At 27.9% G+C, this 18,427-nt stretch carries 18 protein-coding genes; 4 read left to right on the top strand and 14 right to left on the bottom strand.

All coding sequences use genetic code 11. The annotated features are described in order from the left end of the window. Window positions 1-148: 148 nt before the first annotated feature. From BABL1_RS03720 to BABL1_RS03705, 4 genes are read right to left on the bottom strand one after another with little or no spacing between them, the layout of a single operon-like run. Window positions 149-589 carry an HI0074 family nucleotidyltransferase substrate-binding subunit gene (locus BABL1_RS03720; RefSeq protein ID WP_023792582.1) on the bottom strand — a complete coding sequence of 147 codons (441 nt, stop codon included), beginning with the start codon at window positions 587-589 and terminating at the stop codon, window positions 149-151. Beyond that, entirely contained in the window at window positions 577-873 is a 297-nt protein-coding gene (gene mntA, locus BABL1_RS03715) for a type VII toxin-antitoxin system MntA family adenylyltransferase antitoxin (RefSeq protein ID WP_023792580.1), read from the bottom strand. The genes BABL1_RS03720 and mntA overlap by 13 nt, the downstream gene beginning before the upstream one ends. Before the next feature lie 35 nt (window positions 874-908). Further along, window positions 909-1,292, bottom strand: coding sequence for a hypothetical protein (locus tag BABL1_RS03710; protein ID WP_023792577.1), 384 nt, complete (start codon window positions 1,290-1,292; stop codon window positions 909-911). Beyond that, window positions 1,279-2,025, bottom strand: coding sequence for a ParA family protein (locus BABL1_RS03705; RefSeq protein ID WP_023792574.1), 747 nt, complete (start codon window positions 2,023-2,025; stop codon window positions 1,279-1,281). The genes BABL1_RS03710 and BABL1_RS03705 overlap by 14 nt, the downstream gene beginning before the upstream one ends. Window positions 2,026-2,406: 381 nt before the next feature. Between BABL1_RS03705 and BABL1_RS03700 the strand changes: the two genes are divergently transcribed. After that, the gene (locus tag BABL1_RS03700) at window positions 2,407-3,315 is read left to right on the top strand and encodes a hypothetical protein (RefSeq protein WP_044601178.1); all 909 of its coding nucleotides are present in this window, start codon (window positions 2,407-2,409) and stop codon (window positions 3,313-3,315) included. Between the two features lie 261 nt (window positions 3,316-3,576). Then, window positions 3,577-3,963 (top strand): hypothetical protein, encoded by a 387-nt coding sequence (locus BABL1_RS03695; protein ID WP_023792569.1) that lies wholly within the window; start codon window positions 3,577-3,579, stop codon window positions 3,961-3,963. Window positions 3,964-4,152: 189 nt separating this feature from the next. On the opposite strand, the gene BABL1_RS03690 is transcribed toward BABL1_RS03695, so the two are convergent. From BABL1_RS03690 to BABL1_RS03650, 10 genes are all read right to left on the bottom strand, one after another. Further along, window positions 4,153-4,638, bottom strand: a complete 486-nt coding sequence (locus tag BABL1_RS03690) for an ankyrin repeat domain-containing protein (RefSeq protein WP_023792566.1) — start codon at window positions 4,636-4,638, stop codon at window positions 4,153-4,155. A 175-nt stretch (window positions 4,639-4,813) separates the two neighbouring features. After that, on the bottom strand, window positions 4,814-6,757 hold the full coding sequence (locus BABL1_RS03685) for a hypothetical protein (protein WP_023792564.1): 1,944 nt from the start codon (window positions 6,755-6,757) through the stop codon (window positions 4,814-4,816). A 26-nt stretch (window positions 6,758-6,783) separates the two neighbouring features. Continuing rightward, window positions 6,784-7,335, bottom strand: coding sequence for a hypothetical protein (locus tag BABL1_RS03680; RefSeq protein ID WP_023792561.1), 552 nt, complete (start codon window positions 7,333-7,335; stop codon window positions 6,784-6,786). Between the two features lie 577 nt (window positions 7,336-7,912). Further along, window positions 7,913-8,431: a hypothetical protein gene (locus tag BABL1_RS03675; RefSeq protein ID WP_023792558.1), complete on the bottom strand. Its 519-nt coding sequence runs from the start codon at window positions 8,429-8,431 to the stop codon at window positions 7,913-7,915. Window positions 8,432-9,026: 595 nt separating this feature from the next. After that, entirely contained in the window at window positions 9,027-9,500 is a 474-nt protein-coding gene (locus BABL1_RS03670; RefSeq protein ID WP_023792556.1) for an ankyrin repeat domain-containing protein, read from the bottom strand. A 122-nt stretch (window positions 9,501-9,622) separates the two neighbouring features. After that, a complete protein-coding gene (locus tag BABL1_RS03665) occupies window positions 9,623-12,220 on the bottom strand; it encodes a glycine zipper 2TM domain-containing protein (RefSeq protein WP_023792553.1) in 2,598 nt (865 codons plus the stop codon). 54 nt (window positions 12,221-12,274) lie between these two features. After that, window positions 12,275-12,799 (bottom strand): hypothetical protein, encoded by a 525-nt coding sequence (locus BABL1_RS03660; RefSeq protein WP_023792550.1) that lies wholly within the window; start codon window positions 12,797-12,799, stop codon window positions 12,275-12,277. Between the two features lie 486 nt (window positions 12,800-13,285). Beyond that, window positions 13,286-13,840 (bottom strand): hypothetical protein, encoded by a 555-nt coding sequence (locus BABL1_RS03655; protein ID WP_023792547.1) that lies wholly within the window; start codon window positions 13,838-13,840, stop codon window positions 13,286-13,288. A gap of 356 nt (window positions 13,841-14,196) precedes the next feature. Beyond that, window positions 14,197-14,334, bottom strand: coding sequence for a hypothetical protein (locus tag BABL1_RS05515; RefSeq protein ID WP_023792544.1), 138 nt, complete (start codon window positions 14,332-14,334; stop codon window positions 14,197-14,199). 95 nt (window positions 14,335-14,429) lie between these two features. Beyond that, a complete protein-coding gene (locus BABL1_RS03650; protein ID WP_023792541.1) occupies window positions 14,430-14,984 on the bottom strand; it encodes a hypothetical protein in 555 nt (184 codons plus the stop codon). Between the two features lie 426 nt (window positions 14,985-15,410). On the opposite strand from BABL1_RS03650, the gene BABL1_RS03645 reads away from it, so the two are divergent. Then, window positions 15,411-17,936, top strand: coding sequence for a valine--tRNA ligase (locus BABL1_RS03645; protein ID WP_023792539.1), 2,526 nt, complete (start codon window positions 15,411-15,413; stop codon window positions 17,934-17,936). 40 nt (window positions 17,937-17,976) lie between these two features. Next, window positions 17,977-18,426 (top strand): rRNA maturation RNase YbeY, encoded by a 450-nt coding sequence (ybeY, locus tag BABL1_RS03640; protein WP_023792536.1) that lies wholly within the window; start codon window positions 17,977-17,979, stop codon window positions 18,424-18,426. Window position 18,427 lies beyond the last annotated feature (1 nt).

The raw sequence follows: 18,427 nt of genomic DNA, 5'->3' as shown, positions 1-18,427 counted from the left end.
AATTATACTATGAATTACTTTTGCTATTGTTTTAATAGTAGGATTACCCTTTAATGCACGATATAAAGTTGAACGTTGTATGCCTGTGTTCTTAGATAATATGGACAAATCAATCAGGATTCACTTTTTCAATTACTAAATTATCTACTTATGATTTAGTAACTAGTCTAAAGTTGGTTAATTTTTTAAGTATTAATTCATTGAGTCTATATAAAGTATCGTAATAGTTTCTAATACTTTGTGATATTATATAAGCATTTTCTTGATCATAATCATGAACCGTTGCGTTTCTAGAATCTCCTATTTTAAATAATTCATTAGTAGTATTTTCGTCTATAATCTGTAATTTATAACATTCTCTAACTACTTTTTTGGGAGAATCTAATTTTATTTCATATTCTTTTTCTAAGTATAACTTTAAAAATTTCCACGCTGATTCGTAACACATTTCATAGTGCTTAATAATTGAAGTTATCAAATAATCTTTTAAGTGTTCAGGAATATTCTGACATTCAAAAACTGATATTGCTTTTTCTAAGGCAAATAAAGATTTAGCAAATTTCTCATACTTATACTTTAATTTTTCCATACAATTCCTTCTCTTAAGATATTGTTTTTTAAGGCTTCAGGAATATTCTTAAAATCTACTATATCAACTTCTTGAACAATATTTAGAGCATCAATCATATTATTCAATTGTCCTCTTTCGCTCATAGTTAAAAGCCGACCAGCATCAATCGCAATATCTATATCGGATCTTTCATTATGTGTACCCCTGGCTCTAGATCCAAATAAATATATTTTTGCATCAGGGTAAAATATCTCTATTACTTTTATTATTTGTTCTTTTACTTTATCAGGTATTTTATCCATGTTATTTTTACTCCTAGTATCTTTATTATTTAATTTTATTCAACACTGTTTAGCTTTCTATAAAATTTACTTAGTTCACCATTTTCTTTAAGGTCTTCAAATGCCATTTCTAATGCTAATTCTACTAATTGAGTTTTAGTCACTTTTTGATTTTGCTTAAATTTTTTTCTTCTCAAAGTAATCCACGTCTCATCCAATTGAGAAAGTATAGGCATGCGTAAATTGAAAGTTGTTTTCTCTCTACTATCATTTATTGTTTTATTGATAACGGTATTTATTTCTTTATTGCTTTCTTGTTTGCTAGATATATTATTGCTTACGTGTTCTATTGTCATATTGTTATCTTTGTTTATTGTTCTATTTTCTTGCATCAAATCTGACATAATATCTGGAGTGCGTTGATTCTTATTTTTCATCATTTAATATCCTTTCTACTAGTTTTTTATAATCTTTTGCGCCTTGAGATGTAGGATCATATTCAAAAATTGTTTTACCAAATCCTGCTGCTTCGCTTAGTCTTACGTTATATTTTATAGGTTCACATACTTTGGTATTAAAGTATTTTTTTAATTGGTCAATTATCTCATTTGATTTTTTAACTCTCCCGTCAAAGAAGGTCAGTCGTACATAAGTGTGTTCTAATTTATTGTTATACTTTTTTACCGATTCTATACTCTTACTAAACTCTACTAAACTGTTTAAAGTAAGCACTTCAAGTGAGACGGGCGTTAAAACTTCTTCAGCATAAAACAATGAGTTAATAGTTAAAGTATCCCAAGAAGGCGATGTATATAGAATTACATAATCAAACTTATCCTCAAGAGGTTTTAACGCTTCACTCAAGCTCCTTTCTGCTCCAAACTCCTTTCTCCCTATTAATCTTTTTGCACCAGCTAGAGACTTGCCACCGCTTAATATCCATAAATTTGGCCTAGCAGCAAATATACATTCTTCTACTGGCAAAACCTCATTCAAAACTTCTGCTAATCCATGAGGAGGTTTAACTCCCAAAAGAAACGAATCCTGCCCTTGATCATCAGTATCTATTAATAGTACTTTTTTGCCTTTAAGTGAAAGACCATGAGCAATTGTTACACTCGAAGTTGATTTTGACACTCCTCCTTTACTCAAACTTATAGCAATCTTACGCATCTTATTTCCTTATGGTTTTATTATTTTCAATCTATAATGTTTTATTGTTATAATGCAATATTGTTATTACTTTATATTTTTATAAGATCGTAATTTATTATTTTTATACTGTTGTATTGCTATATTAAATAAAATAAGTTTTTTGTAAACTAAAGCTTATCTATAGTTTCCTCTATTTCAGGTACATTTTTTAATTATTTAAAGAAAATACTAAGAATTAATCCTACTATAGGGCTTTTGATATTTTATAGATCTACTATATCATTAGAAAATATTTATAACATTAATCTTTAAGTGGAGGGACCAAAAGTGCTACTAAACAAACTATTTTTAAACATAAGTCTAATTGCTTCAATTACATTCTATGGCTACATAATCTCTATGGAGCAAAATAAAGTAGGACTAAATTTAGACAATATAGAGTTTCAACGCACTTTTTCGCCTAAAATCCTTAAAGAACTTTGTGCAATATATATAGCACAGCAAAACATTAAAGTAGAAAATATTGGAGCAGATTTAACCGAATATACTCAAAAAATTAAAGCTATAGAATCAAAAACTATGCCAAAAAGACTTCAAGAATTGTTTTTAAGCATAGTTAATAAACAACCATTAGAAAAAATATTAAAAGCATTAGAAATGGTTGCTATAGCAGATAAATACTTTAACCCTGAAGAAGCTCATCTTTTAAAGAACAATTTAGCAAATTGTGATAAAATATTTTTCACTGTAGAATCTGTTCTATGTTTAATCGAAAAATTATCTAAAAACAGTTATTTGAAAGAGTTTCTTAAAACAGAAACAGAAATACTCAAAAAATATCATCTTGAACAAATGACTATTAACCCAAATATAAGGTCTATCTACTCTCTAGTGCAACTTTACGTGCTTGAGAGCAATATAGAATCAGCAAAGGAATTAACTGCTCTAATAGATACCGTAAATTGCATCAACTTTGAAGAACAAATACTTTATCTATCACTGAAGATCTCCAATTTAGAAAATGCTCTATTTAACGGTCAATTAAGCTATAAAGAAATATCTGATTTTATAAAACAAAATCTAAATGACAATATTGCTTTTCTTGATTTCGTTTGTGAGTTAATATTGGCCAGTAAAGAACTTAGTCAAAATTTTACCAAACATGAACTAGAAAGTTTTCTCCAAAATTATAAAGATTACTTAAAAGATAACAATGATAGATTTAACTTTATTGAAGATTATAGATCTATATTTATGTTCTATCTTTTAAATGAAAATTATAAACAAGAACTAGTTCAATTGATGTAGGAACTGCGCTAATTATATATGAGCTAATTAAATATCATAACTATAATTTTGATAATAAAATAAATATACCTTTTAATCTACTAGAACGAATTAGTGATCTAGAAGGTAGAAATATAATATTATTCTCAAAAGATATAAATACTATATCCTAAATTTTTATATGGTAAAAATTAACAAGAGACAATACGCTTTTAAAATATCATAAAATTGGCTATATGCATATTTAACTTATTAATAACTATAAAACAAAGGGATAATCCAATGAGTAAAATCAAATCTTTAATTCTGCTTAACCTGTTAAGTATATGTTCAATAACTTATTCAACTTCAGATGGTTTATACTCTCGGTACATAGGTAATTATATAGAGGAACTAAAAAAGATCGTTCACTGGAATAGTAATCATACTGTAGCAAAAGGGTTTATTAGAGATCTTGCAATAAGGCCATTTCTATCAGGCATTGTAGTTTCACATATAGCTACACAAGCTGCATTAAAAATACAAAAACGATATTCCAAAAACAAGAACAGTCATGATTATAAAAGATTTAGAAATACTTTAAAAAAAGTAAATGAATATTGTTATTATGCTAGTACAATTGCTTTTTTTTCTTTAATAACTATGTATTTACAGGACCTAGATCGATAATAGCTTTTCACTAAATTTAAATCATGAGTATAATACTGAATTCAATTTAGATTGAAATTAAGGTATTTTAAGAAAATTGCCATTTTCAATACTAACTTTGCTTATTATTCTTCAATAACTCAAATGCTAGGCTTAAAGTTATAAAAAGCAAATCTTTAAGTATTATAAACCAATTGCTACTATTAAGTATTAATTATCATTCTTTTTAAATCGCTCAAATAACGTAACCATCTCAGTACAACCTTCCTGTTTAGCATTATCTGCAGCAGATACTCCCGTTTTATCTTTTATGTAAGGGTCTGCATTTAATTCGAGTAATGCTAAAATACAAAGCACTGACCTATCTGCAGCTGCCATTCTAAGAGGGGTTACGCCATCATTATCCTGTACGTTCGCATCTATATCAGCACTATTAGCAAGCTTATGAAATATTGCAATAGTTCCACGTAATGTAGCATAATGTAATGCAGTACGTCCATATTCATCTTTTTGATTAACATCTATATCTTCACTAAACAACTGATAAAATAGAGATATATCTCCTTCACGAGCAGCTTTAACAACAGCCAAAGACTTTTCTTCTTTATTGCTTTTATCTGATGTTGTCACTTGCATTGCTTGAGATATAAAATTAATACTTAATACTAGTATTAAACTATAAATTAATTTATCCATATTTTATCCTTATTGAGTAAGAATTTAATAATTTGCTTAATAATAATCAACGTAAGGCTAACATAATTTCATTAAAAATCTATAGAAATATATAACTAAATATGGTGATTATAATTAATCATATCAAGATAGATATTCAATTTATCTTGATATGATTAAATTTAGGATTATAATTCTATTTCATTGATAGTTCTTCTTTGAAATTGTCCTTGATGTCAATCGTTTTACGTATTAAAGTTAGTATAGGCTTATATTTCTTTTTATAAGCCTCATGATCTTTCTCTGAACAGCTATCTTCCGTTCGTTTCTGATCACGCTTTAAAATCAATGGATCACGCTCATATTCTAATTCTGGAGTCTTTAGAGAGATAATGTCAGTTTTTGCAGGAGGTATATTTTCGTTGCATTTTAGTTTCTTGAAAATTACTAAAGTTACCGGATCTTCTTTTGAAGAATCACATTGCGTATCAACATTTAAATGGAAATTAGCACTTTCTATATAGTTCAATCTATAATTATCCACAAGCTTATCTAAAATTTTTGGTAAAAATTGAATCGCCTGTAGTAATCCTCCATGACTTGCGTTCCATGCGTTAAACTTTGTTCTAAAACCTACTGTAATTGCATCATCAACTTCAGAAAAATGATTATCTCCTCCCATACGCTCATTAAATTGTACCATTGCAATGGTTCCACCTGTAGCTAATCCTACTACTCCTCCACCAACAGCGCCTGCAGGACCTCCCAAATAAAACCCGCTTAAAGCTCCGGTTGCTATTCCTCCCAATCCAGGAAGCGCTAACCATTTCAAAGCCTTCATATGATCACGACCTGCGACTGTAAAAAAATCGCTATCGCTATGAAAATAAAGCAATACCTTATAATGTTTAGGTTGATATTTAGATTCAGTTCTTCTAGGACAACCAAAATATATAAGATATATATCTATAGGTTTTTCTATACGATTAGTAAATTCATTTATAATATTACATCCATGTGAATGCCCTAAAAATACCAATTCTGAATTTCTATATCCAGGAGTTTCACAAATTAGTTCTTTTAGGAAATGACCAGCATCCGTTCTACCTCCTTCACCCAACTCGCCATTCCATCTTAAAGAAAGTAACTCTAAATTTTTTTCTTTTGAGGTTGCATAAAAGGCTGCCAACTTTTTTATATGATTATAAACTAGACCTTTTAACTTTTTATCATTTTTATCAATATCTTTATGAAATATTTCAGAATTTTGCTGCCATGTCCCATGCACTGCTATAAAAACAATTAAAGCTTGTCTATCTTTAACCAAAGCTGGTCTATAGAATTGTCTTTTCCTTATATGATCTGGAAGAGTCCTGTCTAAATGTCTTCCATTAATCTTTACCGGATCAGGATTTGTAGGGTTATCTTGCCAACGTGAAGGAGAAACAATATCATCCGGCAATGAATCGCTTAATTGAATCTTATTCCTGGACTCAATTTTACAATTAGGACTAGAATAAACATAATTAGCTACCAAATTTGCTTGATTATTCTGCCTTGCTCTGGCTGCAGCCAATATCAGTGCGCGCTTTGCTTTAAAGTTTTCATACTCATCAGTACAAAGAATTCCATCGCCCACTAATGAATATTGCTTACTTACCGTATACATTTCTTGAGATAAATTTGATTGAGTATTAATAGGCTGAATCTCATCAGAAAAAGGAGTCCAAATATCAGCTGGATTAAGAAGTGTCCTATTATTAGCTTCTAAAACCTCTTCATTTACGTAAGCTTCAGATTCCAAAAATGGATTGTATCCTTGCAGATTGTTTGACTCAGACTCTTGTTCTTGAATTTGAGAGAATTCATCTGATTTTTCATCCGTGTCAAGGATTCTAATTATAACTTCATCGTCTACGTTTCCTATATTAAATTCATTATCAGACGCATATTCTGAATCTGACAATTCTTGATACAAAGGGTCTACATATTCCCGGTAATTATAACCTTTTTCTATATCATAATTTTCGGTATACCCTTGTTCCTCTAATAAAACTCGAGGACAGTCCATCGACTTTAATGCTGCGTTACTAATTAATATTGTAACTGTTAAAAATATTCTTACTATATTCTTTTTCACAAAATGTCCCTTTAAATATGTTAAAATTATTTTGTCATTTGAAGAAGAAGACTACCGATTCTACCATATTTTGCGTTAGTCTCCCAAACACAATAAAGACCAGCAGACAATGGTGCTAAAACTGCTGCTGTCATTAAGCAATAATATCCTCCACTTCCACACAACTCAAAAAAATCAACTTTCAATCCATGATTAATTAACCATTTCTTAAACCACTCTTGTTTTGCTAATTGCCCTAATAAAATACCAACAATTGCTGGTGGTAATATCCCACCATTTACACCCCAAATTAAAAGTGATAATTGCTCTCTTAAATTAGAACATGTTCTTAACCATTTCCAATTTTCATCCAATAGATTTCTAAATTCATAAAATTCTTCTTCAGTAAGAAATTTTCCTTTAGCTTCATAATATTCTTCAACTCTCTTTACATCTAAAGATTTTACGGCTTTGATTAAATCTTCTTTAGTAAACTCTCTTTGTTTAACTTTTACTTCATCTTTTGTTTTTGACATTGAATTAACAAAAGAAAAAAGCGATATAAATATAGCAAATGCTAAAAATTTTATTTTATTCATAATCTTATCCTTTAAATTTGTTTTTTATATTAAATTTATCTTAATTCAGTTAATCAATTTAGTAATTCATAATATCTCCTTACTGCGTTATAATGTTCTTTTAAAAAATACAATTTTAATCACTATCATCTAATAATATTTTAATTTTTTGGACTATTCAAAAGCCCTTTTGACGTTGTCAATTTTATTTTATAACTAATTTTGCTTTAATAAGACATTTATTGACTGTATTATACTAATAGACAGGGTAAATAATTTAAAAAATTTTAAAAATAGTTTGAAAAGTTAGACGGGATCAATATTTTGAATATTATTATTTAATAAAATAAAGTATTAACTATTTTATTAACCATTTACTCAGCCCTTCTAAATTTAGATTTTGCTAATGCCTCAAATAAAAACATTGACTGTGAGTAGGCATTGATTAATATTATAATTGGTAATATTTTTGTTATATTTTTTTTCATATTAATCTCATTTTATGAAATATAAAGTATATAATCTAATTGATCTTGTTTTAATTTAATTTTATTTTATGCTTTTGCTAAATAATGATGGAAACTATAATATTATAAAACTATATAAATTCTCTCAAATAGCTCTGCATTCTACCATATTTCTCACTTGTATTCCAAACATAATACAAGCCAAGAGAGATTGGAGTCATTATGCTAGCCAAAATCAAAGGAGATAGTATTATTTTTTTGTTATATTCAAATTTCTTTTCATTTATCCCTAATTTTTTAAACAATTTCTTACCAAACGAACTTTTTGCAAAAAGAGAAGCCGATAATAAGGTTAATGGAGTAAACACAATAGCAACATTTGCCATCCACCATACAACAGATATTTGTTCTCTCAAATCGGAATGAAAATTAACCCAATTCCATTTTTTATGTAAAATATCTCTAAGTTCTGCTCGTACATTCTCAGGAATCTTACCTCCACTTTTTTTATATTCCTCAATTAAATTTAAATTTAATGTCTTCATGGCCTTAATAAGATCCTCTTTAGTAATCTCAGTTTTTGCCATTGGACTTATAAAATAGAATGTTGATATAAAAACAGAAAATAACAAAGTTTTTATTTTATTCATATTGTTCCTTATAATAAATTTTAATTACATTATACCTAATAATATTTTAAATTTTATAACTATTCAAAAGCCCTTTTTGCGTTGTCAGTTTTATTTCATAGCAAATTTTGCTTTTAATAAGATATTTATTGTTTGCATAATGCAAATAGATAATATAAAAATTTTAAAATATTATTAAAATAGTTTGAAAAATGTGATCAGATCGTTATTTCGTTTATTATTGGCAATTTGATAAAAAAATAAAAACATAAAAATTAATCCAAAATTAGTAAAAAGGTTGCAAATTACCTTTGTTTTAATAATTTGCAACATGCAACACACTTATACAATTAACAACATTTAATCAACTTTTTAAAGCAGCTTTTTATTTTTGTGCTGATTCCTTTTTTGAAAGGATAGAATCCAAATAAACAATCTTCAAAGCAAAAACATATTATTATTCTCAAAAATATATATCCTGAAGCTTAAATTTTTATATAGTCAAAATCTACAAGAGACAATATGCTTTTGAAAATAATTTTATCAAACTGAAGTTACTTAACAGCAAAATAGCAAGATGCTTAAAACACCTTGCTATTTTCAATACTAATTTTACTTATTCTTCTTTTTTAAACAACTCAAATAAAAATATCATCCCATCATATCCTGATTGTTTTGCTTCATCTATTGCAGACACTCCTGTTTTATCTTTTATATTTGGATCCGCTCCCATTTGTAATAGAGCCATAACAGATTGCATAGCACACTCACAAACAGCAGCTCGAATAGGAGTTGCTCCATCTTCATCTTGAACATTTACATCCAAATTTGAGCATATAACAAGTCTATGAAATAGCTCCCTACTTCCATGTAAAGCTGCATAGTGTAATGCAGTTCTACCATTTTTGTCTTTTTGATTAACATCAGTATTTTCATTAAATAATTTGTTAAAAAGCTCTATATCATTTCTATAAGCAGCATCAACTATGGTTAAAGATTTTTTTTCTTTAGCTATATTATTCGATTCTGAGATATTCATAGATTGTGTCATAAAACTAATAGTTAATAACAATACCAAAATTTTATTCATGATTATCCTTATGTATATATTATGTTAATAAAACTATTACCACTACTGCTTCAATTCATAGCAGTTTTTATTAATAAATACAATAAAAATTAAGCAGAGATCCTTTCTCTGCTTAATAAATCTTATTTAAAAATTGACATCTCTAAAGGATAGTTTTTTGTTATATCCAACCCTTTATATTTTTCACTATAAGCTTTCGTTTCTGATTGACTATAATCAGATTCCAACTTTTCCTGCTTAGGACCCCAGCCATACTGATAATTTTCTTCATCAGTCTGTAATGATATCACATCGGTAATTTCAGGGTAATCAATGATCTTTTTATCTTCCTTTTCAGCAATCACTAGAGTTATAGGATCTCCCGATTTTCCTTCAGTATCAATATTTAAATGAAAGTTACCGCTATGCATATAATGACGTCGATAATTTTTCATTATTTTCTCTAAAATATTTGGAAGATACTTAACTACCTTCATTAAATCCCCATGATTAGAATTCCAGCTATCTAATTTAACTCGAAACCCGGCAGTAATAACCTCATTCTTTTCAGGAAAATGATTAGTGCCTTCCATAGCCATTCTAAAAATCATAGCTGAAGGAGGAATAGCCATAACCCCACCAGCCACGCTCCCCACAATACTTCCACCAATTCTTCCTCTAGTGCTATCCTCTATAGTACTTCCCACATGATAGCCAAGAAAACCTCCAGATACCGTTCCAAATGCAATAGGTCCCGCTACAGACAATGCCGCCTTCACATGGCCTCTTCCGGCAATAGTAAAGTAATCACTATCTGAAATAAAATACAATAAAGCTTTATAATTTGTTGGCTGATATTTTATTTCTTCTCTTCTTGGACATCCAAAATAAATGAGTAATGCAATAGGTCGCTCAATACGATTTGTAAAATCATTTATAACGTTGCAACCATGAGAATGGCCTAATAATACCAATTCAGCAGTCTTATATGTACTTGTTTGCAAAATTAAATTCTTTAAAAATGCTCCTGCATCTGTTCTGCTGCCATCTCCTAAAGCACCTTTCCACTTAAACGAAAGAAGTTCCAGATTCTTCTTTTTAGCAGTAGCATAAAAAGCCGCAAACTTTTTTATATTGTTATAAATTAAACCACTCAAATCTTTTACATTTTGATCAATATCTTTATGAAACTCTATAGCATCTTTTTGCCAGGTTCCGTGAATTACTATAAATACAATTAAAGATTGCTTATCTTTAACTATATCTGGTCTATAAAACTGACGTTTTCTTATTAATAAAGGTCTATCTTCATTTTGAAAATCACTTTTATTCAAAACTACAGGACTAGGATCAGTAGGATTCAGTTTCCAGCAACTATCCCCATCAACAATATCGTCTGCCAATTTCCCGCTAGTCTCTTTATGAGCAGGTTCAGTTGTTTTATCATCTTGTTTTGAAGGCATGCTAGGAGTAGATGTACTTTCTTCTTCTACTTTTGTTTCAGCTTTTTGATTCTTTTTTCTTTCTCTTTGACGTCTTCTTTTTTGACTACGTTTAGATATATTTACAGTAGGCTCACTTTCCATCTCTGCTTCAGGATCAATAGAGCTATTTTCTGCTTTGTTTATGTTTTCACTAGAAGTTTTTAAATCTTCTTTTATATCTCTTGGATTTAAAGGAATAGGTTGATTTTTTATATCAATAATCAATCGTAATTTTGAATAACAAGCTTCTTTATAATCTCTTTCTGCATAGCTCTTATATCTTTTTTGCCTACTACTAGACGATTGATCTATAAAATCAAAACCTTGATTAGTAAGTTTAATAACAGTTGATCTAAGTTCATTGCTAATCGAATCTTTGTTATAAATTTTGTCTAATTCTATAGCTCTTTTTTGCCTATCCTCTTGTAGACTTTTTCGATAGTGCGCATCTATTTCATCAAATCTTTTGTTTAATTTTGCAATTTTTTTAGTTATGATGCTAGACACTGAAGAAATTAATTCAAATTCTGGTTTTTCAGTCTGAAGACTCTCAGTTTTAGAGTCACTTTTAAGCTCAAATTTAGATTCTTTTTCAACTTGTATAATATTATTTATTCCAGACATAATAATATCACGTTGAAAATTCCACTCTTCTATGCTTTGAGATTTAGATTTAATGCTCTGATATATTTTATCCAAAAAAGAATTTAAACGAATAGCCTCTTCTTTAGAAACATCCGATATTTCTGAATCATACAATATTCCATCTATACATAGTTTTATTTTAAGAACATCTTGGCAAATCTGACTTAGGCCCTCTGGCATTTCTTCTTTAATCCAAGAACACTGTATTTCATCAGCCAATATTTCATAACGTGACTTAGATTTACTTTCTGATTTTTGAGGTTCCTTTGAGACAGTAAAGCTAGAACTATATGTTTTTTGATTTATTGTTACCTTTTCTGAGTCACTACTAAGTTCTACATCAATAGTTTCTTCTTCATTATCTATTTCTTTACCTTTTATAGAGACAGGATCAACGATTCTTCTGGCTAAATGGAACAATCCTAGAGCACTTTTCATACTTGACGTCATTTCTTGTTGTTCCATATCGGCTGCTTGTTGTCCTTGCTCTAAATCACTTTGCTCAGTCCTTCTAGATTTAGATTTTGCTAATGCCTCAAATAAAGACATTGACTGTGAGTAGGTATTAATTAATATTATAATTGGTAATATTTTTGCTATATTTTTTTTCATTGTTAATGTCACCGTTATGTTATTATTATCTAAATACTATTTAGTTAGTTTATTCTAGGAACCTATAAAATCATCAAGCAAATTGTGCATTCTACCTTCCTTCTCACTTGTATTCCAAACATAATACAACCCAAGAGAGATTGGAGTCATTATGCTAGCCAAAATCAAAGGAGATAGTATTGTTTTTTTGTTATATTCAAATTTCTTTGCATTTATCCCTAATTTTTTAAACAATTTCTTACCAAACGAACTTTTTGCAAAAAGAGAAGTGGCTAATAATCCTAATGGGGCAAATACTATACTTGCATTTATAGTCCACCATACAACAGATATTTGTTCTCTCAAATCGGAATGAAAATTAACCCAATTCCATTTTTTATGTAAAATATCTCTAAGTTCTGCTCGTACATTCTCAGGAATCTTACCTCCACTTTTTTTATATTCCTCAATTAAATTTAAATTTAATGTCTTCATGGCCTTAATAAGATCCTCTTTAGTAATCTCAGTTTTTGCCATTGGACTTATAAAATAGAATGTTGATATAAAAACAGAAAATAACAAAGTTTTTATTTTATTCATATTGTTCCTTATAATAAATTTTAATTACATTATACCTAATAATATTTTAAATTTTATAACTATTCAAAAGCCCTTTTTGCGTTGTCAGTTTTATTTCATAGCAAATTTTGCTTTTAATAAGATATTTATTGTTTGCATAATGCAAATAGATAATATAAAAATTTTAAAATATTATTAAAATAGTTTGAAAAATGTGATCAGATCGTTATTTCGTTTATTATTGGCAACTTGATAAAAAATAAAAGCATAAAATTAATCAAAAATTAGTAAGAAAAAGACTTATCTAATCCCTATTTATCTACTTCTAGTTGTCGTTGAGCAGAATTCAAAACCAATTTCTTAGCAATGAGATACAAGGCTATGTTATTTGATTATCACCTTCTTGGGATTTATAGGAACTATATATAAATTGTTAAATTTAGTTTTTAGTATCAGTATAATGATAAATATATAATTTCATTTAAAATTAATTATTTATTACTTGAATTATTCAGGTTGATTATGATTAAAAAAAGTATCTGACATCAGCCTTGCTATAGCGGAATGTCTTAAGTCTCTGTCATAAGAATAGTACAATCCCAAAGAGATCGGCGATAATACTGCTGCTACAATGACCGGAGCAAATATAGTACGATAACGTAAATCAAATTCTTTATGATCTATCTTGTATTTAGATAAAAAATTTTGAACAAATTTCTGCTTACTCAGTATCTTAGATAACATTAATATTGGCACTAAACTGAATAAGGTAGCATTAAATGCGTACATAAATAATTGTATTGGTTCTATAATGCTTGGGTTCTTCATATCCCAGGTTGTTTTGTTCAACAATTTTTCCCTTAATGGCCTATACTCTTCTTCAGAAAAAGCTCCTACTTTTTCTTTGTAAACTTCAAAAGGATTAGGATCAAGCCTTTCTATAGCATTTTCCAGATCTTGAATCGTTGGTGTTTTTACTTGCTCTTTTGTTTTTGACATCGAATTAGAAAAAGTAAATACCGATATAAAAGCAGCAAATAACAAAAACTTTATTTTATTCATATTGTTCCTTATAATAAATTTTAATTACATTATATCTAATAATATTTTAAATTTTATAACTATTCAAAAGCCCTTTTTACGTTGCCAGTTTATTTCATAGTAATTTTGCTTTTAATAAGATATTTATTACTTGCATTATACAAATAGATAATATAAAAATCTTAAAATATTTTTATAATAGTTTGAGAAACCCGATCAGATCGTTATTTCGATTATTGTTGGCAACTTGATAAAAAATAAAAGCATAAAATTAATCAAAAATTAGTAAGAAAAAGACTTATCTAATCCCTATTTATCTACTTCTAGTTGTTCTTGAGCAGAATTCAAAACCAATTTCTTAGCAATGAGATACAAGGCTATGTTATTTGATTATCACCTTCTTGGGATTTATAGGAACTATCTTGACAATCTTCTAAGGATTTCGAAGAATGCATGGTATAACTTGGATGGTTAAATAATAATAAAACTAATAGTATTGATATATTCTTTTTCATTTAATATCTCTATATAAATTGTTAAATTTAGTTTTTCGTATCAGTATAATAATAAATATATAATTTTATTTAAAATTAATTATTTATTACTTGAATTATTCAGGTTGATTATGATTAAATAACATGTCCATCATAAGTCTCTTTATAGTAGAATATCTTATCTTTCTGTCATAAGAATAATACAATCCTAAAGAAATCGGCGATAATACTGCCGCTACAATGACCGGAGAAAATATAGTACGATAACGTAGATCAAATTCTTTATAATCTATCTTGTATTTAGATAAAAAATTTTGAACACATTTCTGTTTACTCAATATCTTTGATAACATTAATATTGGTACTAAACTGAATAAAGTAGCATTAAATGCGTACATAAATAATTGCATAGGCTCTACAATACTTGGATTCTTCATATCCCAAGTTTTATAAGTATATAGCAAATCAGATAAATTATCATATTCTTGTTGTGAAAAAGTACCTACTCTTTCTTTATAAATCTCAAATGGTTTAGGATTAAGTTTCTTTATTGCATTTTCCAGATCTTGAATCGTTGGTATTTTTACTTGCTCTTTTGTTTTTGACATCGAATTAGAAAAAGTAAATACCGATATAAAAGCAGCAAATAACAAAAACTTTATTTTATTCATATTGTTCCTTATAATAAATTTTAATTACATTATATCTAATAATATTTTAAATTTTATAACTATTCAAAGACCCTTTTGACGTTATACATTTCACTTCATAGTCAATTTTACGTTAATAAGACGCTTATTGATTATATTATACTAATAGACAGGACAAAAAATTTAAAAAATCTTAAAAATAATTTGAAAAGTACGATTTAATCAATGTTTTGAGTATTACTATTTAATAAAATAAAGTATTAACTATTTTATCAACTATTTGTTTTTTGTTCTAAATATTTTTGCTCATTCCTTTTTTAACTTGAAAATATTATTCTATAGTAAGTTTTGTTATTTAATTATATAAATTTTAAAAATTTGTTAAAATATAAGATAATTAAACAAATTAATAATTAAAATATAAAAAATTTAAAAGAATAAAAAAATATGGATAAAAAAACAGAAAAAAAATATGATTTTGGACAAGCAGAACAAGAAATACAGCACTATTGGCAAGAAGAAAAAGTATATTCTTATCAATATAAAACAGATCAACAGGCTATATTAAGTAATACTTATAGCATAGATACTCCTCCTCCAACGGTTTCTGGATCATTACATATAGGACACATATTTTCTTATACTCAAACCGATATTATAGCAAGATATAAACGCATGAGTGGCTATAATGTATTTTATCCTCTAGGGTTTGATGATAATGGTTTAGCAACTGAGCGTTTTGTAGAAAAAAAATTAAATATACAAGCTCATGACTTAACACGATCAGACTTTATAAGATTATGCTTAGAACAAACTATAATTACAGAAAAAGAATTTGAAAAGTTATGGAAAAGAGTTGGTCTTTCTATAGATTGGTCTCTAAATTACTCTACAATAGATTTTGATTCAAGAAAGATATCTCAAAAATCTTTTGTAGAACTTTATAAAAATGGTTATATTTACAGAAAATCAGAACCAGCTCCTTATTGCACTACATGTAAAACAACAGTAGCTCAAGCAGAACTTGACGACGCAGAAAAACCATCTGCTTTTAATGATATAATATTTAAAGTAGGACAAGAAAATCTAATAGTAAGTACAACACGTCCAGAGCTACTTCCTTCAGTATCAGCATTATTATATAATCCTAATGATAACCGCTATAAACATTTATTAGGACAAAAGGCAATAGTACCTATTTATAACTATGAAATCGATATACTTGAAGATTCTGATGTAAGTATAGAAAAAGGCTCAGGTCTTGTAATGGTAAGTACCTTTGGAGATAAACAAGATATAATTTGGGCAAAAAAATATAACTTACCGTATATAAAATCTATAGATTTTGATGGAAGATGGACAGATGTTACAGGACCACTAAAAGGACTAAAAGTTCATCAGGCTCGTAAAAAGATAATTGAACTTTTAAAAGAAAACAATTTATTAGTAAACCAAAAAAATATTACTCATAATGTAAGTGTTCATGAGCGCTGTAAAACCGAAATAGAATATCTAATTTTAACTCAATGGTTCTTAAAGATATTACCATTTAAATCTAAATTTTTAGAATTAGCGGATAAAATAAATTGGTATCCTGAATTTATGAAATCAAGATATATCAATTGGGTGGAAAATATAAATTGGGATTGGTGTTTATCAAGACAACGCTTTTATGGTATACCATTTCCCGTTTGGCATTGCCAAGATTGCCAAGAAGTGATAATTGCTGATGAAAAAGATCTGCCTATTGATCCTCAAGAAACAAATTACCAAGATAAATATCACAGTAACTGTCCAAAATGTAATAGTTCTTCAATTGTTCCTGATAAAGATGTAATGGACACTTGGAATACCTCTTCATTGACACCCTATATAGCAAAATCTCTTTATGCAAAGAATAATCCTGAGAGTCAAATAGAAGATTACAAAGAGTTCGACACTAATCATTTTATTCCTATGAGTATGAGACCTCAAGCACATGATATTATAAGAACTTGGGCATTTTATACAATAGTTAAAAGTTTCATGCACTCAGGAACTATACCTTGGAAAGATATAGTTATATCAGGGCATGTATTAAGTCCAGAAAAAGAAAAAATATCTAAATCTCAAGGCAATACTCCTTTAACTCCTGAAACTTTACTAGAAAGCCATCCAGCAGATGCAATTCGCTATTGGACAGCTTCTGGAAATTTAGGATATGACGTTGCATTTTCCCAAAATCAAATCGCTATAGGACAAAGATTAATCGTTAAACTCTTAAATGCATTTAAATTTCTCTCAACACACTTAAATAACTATAATAACCAAGAAAAGTTAGAAGATTTTTTAAATATCGGTCTTGTAAACGAATGGATTATAAATAATTTAAATCAAAGTATTATAAATTATAAAAAACACTTTGAAAATTATGAATTTAAATTAGCATTAGATAATATAGATAAATTCTTCTGGCATGATTTTTGTGACAATTATTTAGAATTAATTAAAGATCAACTGTTTAATCCACAAAATTATAAAGAAGAACAAGTTAAAGCAACTTTATCAACTCTTTATCAAGTAGGCTTAAATATTTTGCAATTATATGCTCCATTTGTACCTCATATAACCGACAACTTATACAATTTAATTTACAAAAAAAATATAAATACAAAATCTATACATCAAACTACCTTTAATGATCATAAGATAGATCTTTATTTTGAAAATAGTCCCCAAGTTATGGAACATATTCTTTCAATTATAAGGCAAGTACGTAAATTAAAAAGTGAAAGCAATTTATCACTAAAAACAGAAATAAATAAATTAACCATTTATACTAATTCCAATATAAAAGATATATTAGAATCAGAAGAAAAATTAATTAAAGCAATTACACGTGCTCAAAATATAGATTATATTTTATCTCAAGAATCAAAATTAGGAATCACTCAAGAAGATAATATAATAAATGCAACTGTAATAGAATTATAAATTAAACACTCTATTATAAAATTTAATAGTTTTAGAAATTATGATAAATATAAAAAATACACAACGTAAATTCAATATCGATACAAATAAGATATACCAGGATGCTGAAAAAATACTCAGTTTACTCAAATATAATAATTTCGATATTGGAATCTGGTTTACAAATAATAAGACTATTAGATTTTATAATAGAGAGTATAGACATAAAGATAAAGCAACCGATGTACTATCGTTTCCATATCATACAGAATTGCAAGTAGGTCAAAGAATTAAAGTTAAATCTCCAGATGATAAAAATCTTGGAGATTTAATAATTTCAGTAGAATATACCGCCAAAGAAGCAAAAAAACTACAAGTTAGTCTTGATAATCATATAAGAAGATTAATTGTCCATGGAATTTGCCATCTTCTTGGATACGATCATATAGAAGATTATGATTGGAGAAGAATGAGAGCTAAAGAAGGTTGGCTCTTAAAAAATTTAGCCTAAT

This window comes from Candidatus Babela massiliensis, assembly GCF_000513475.1.
Classification (GTDB): domain Bacteria; phylum Babelota; class Babeliae; order Babelales; family Babelaceae; genus Babela; species Babela massiliensis.
Note: the sequence above shows the minus strand (reverse complement) of the source record. Positions and strands in the feature narration are given on the sequence as shown.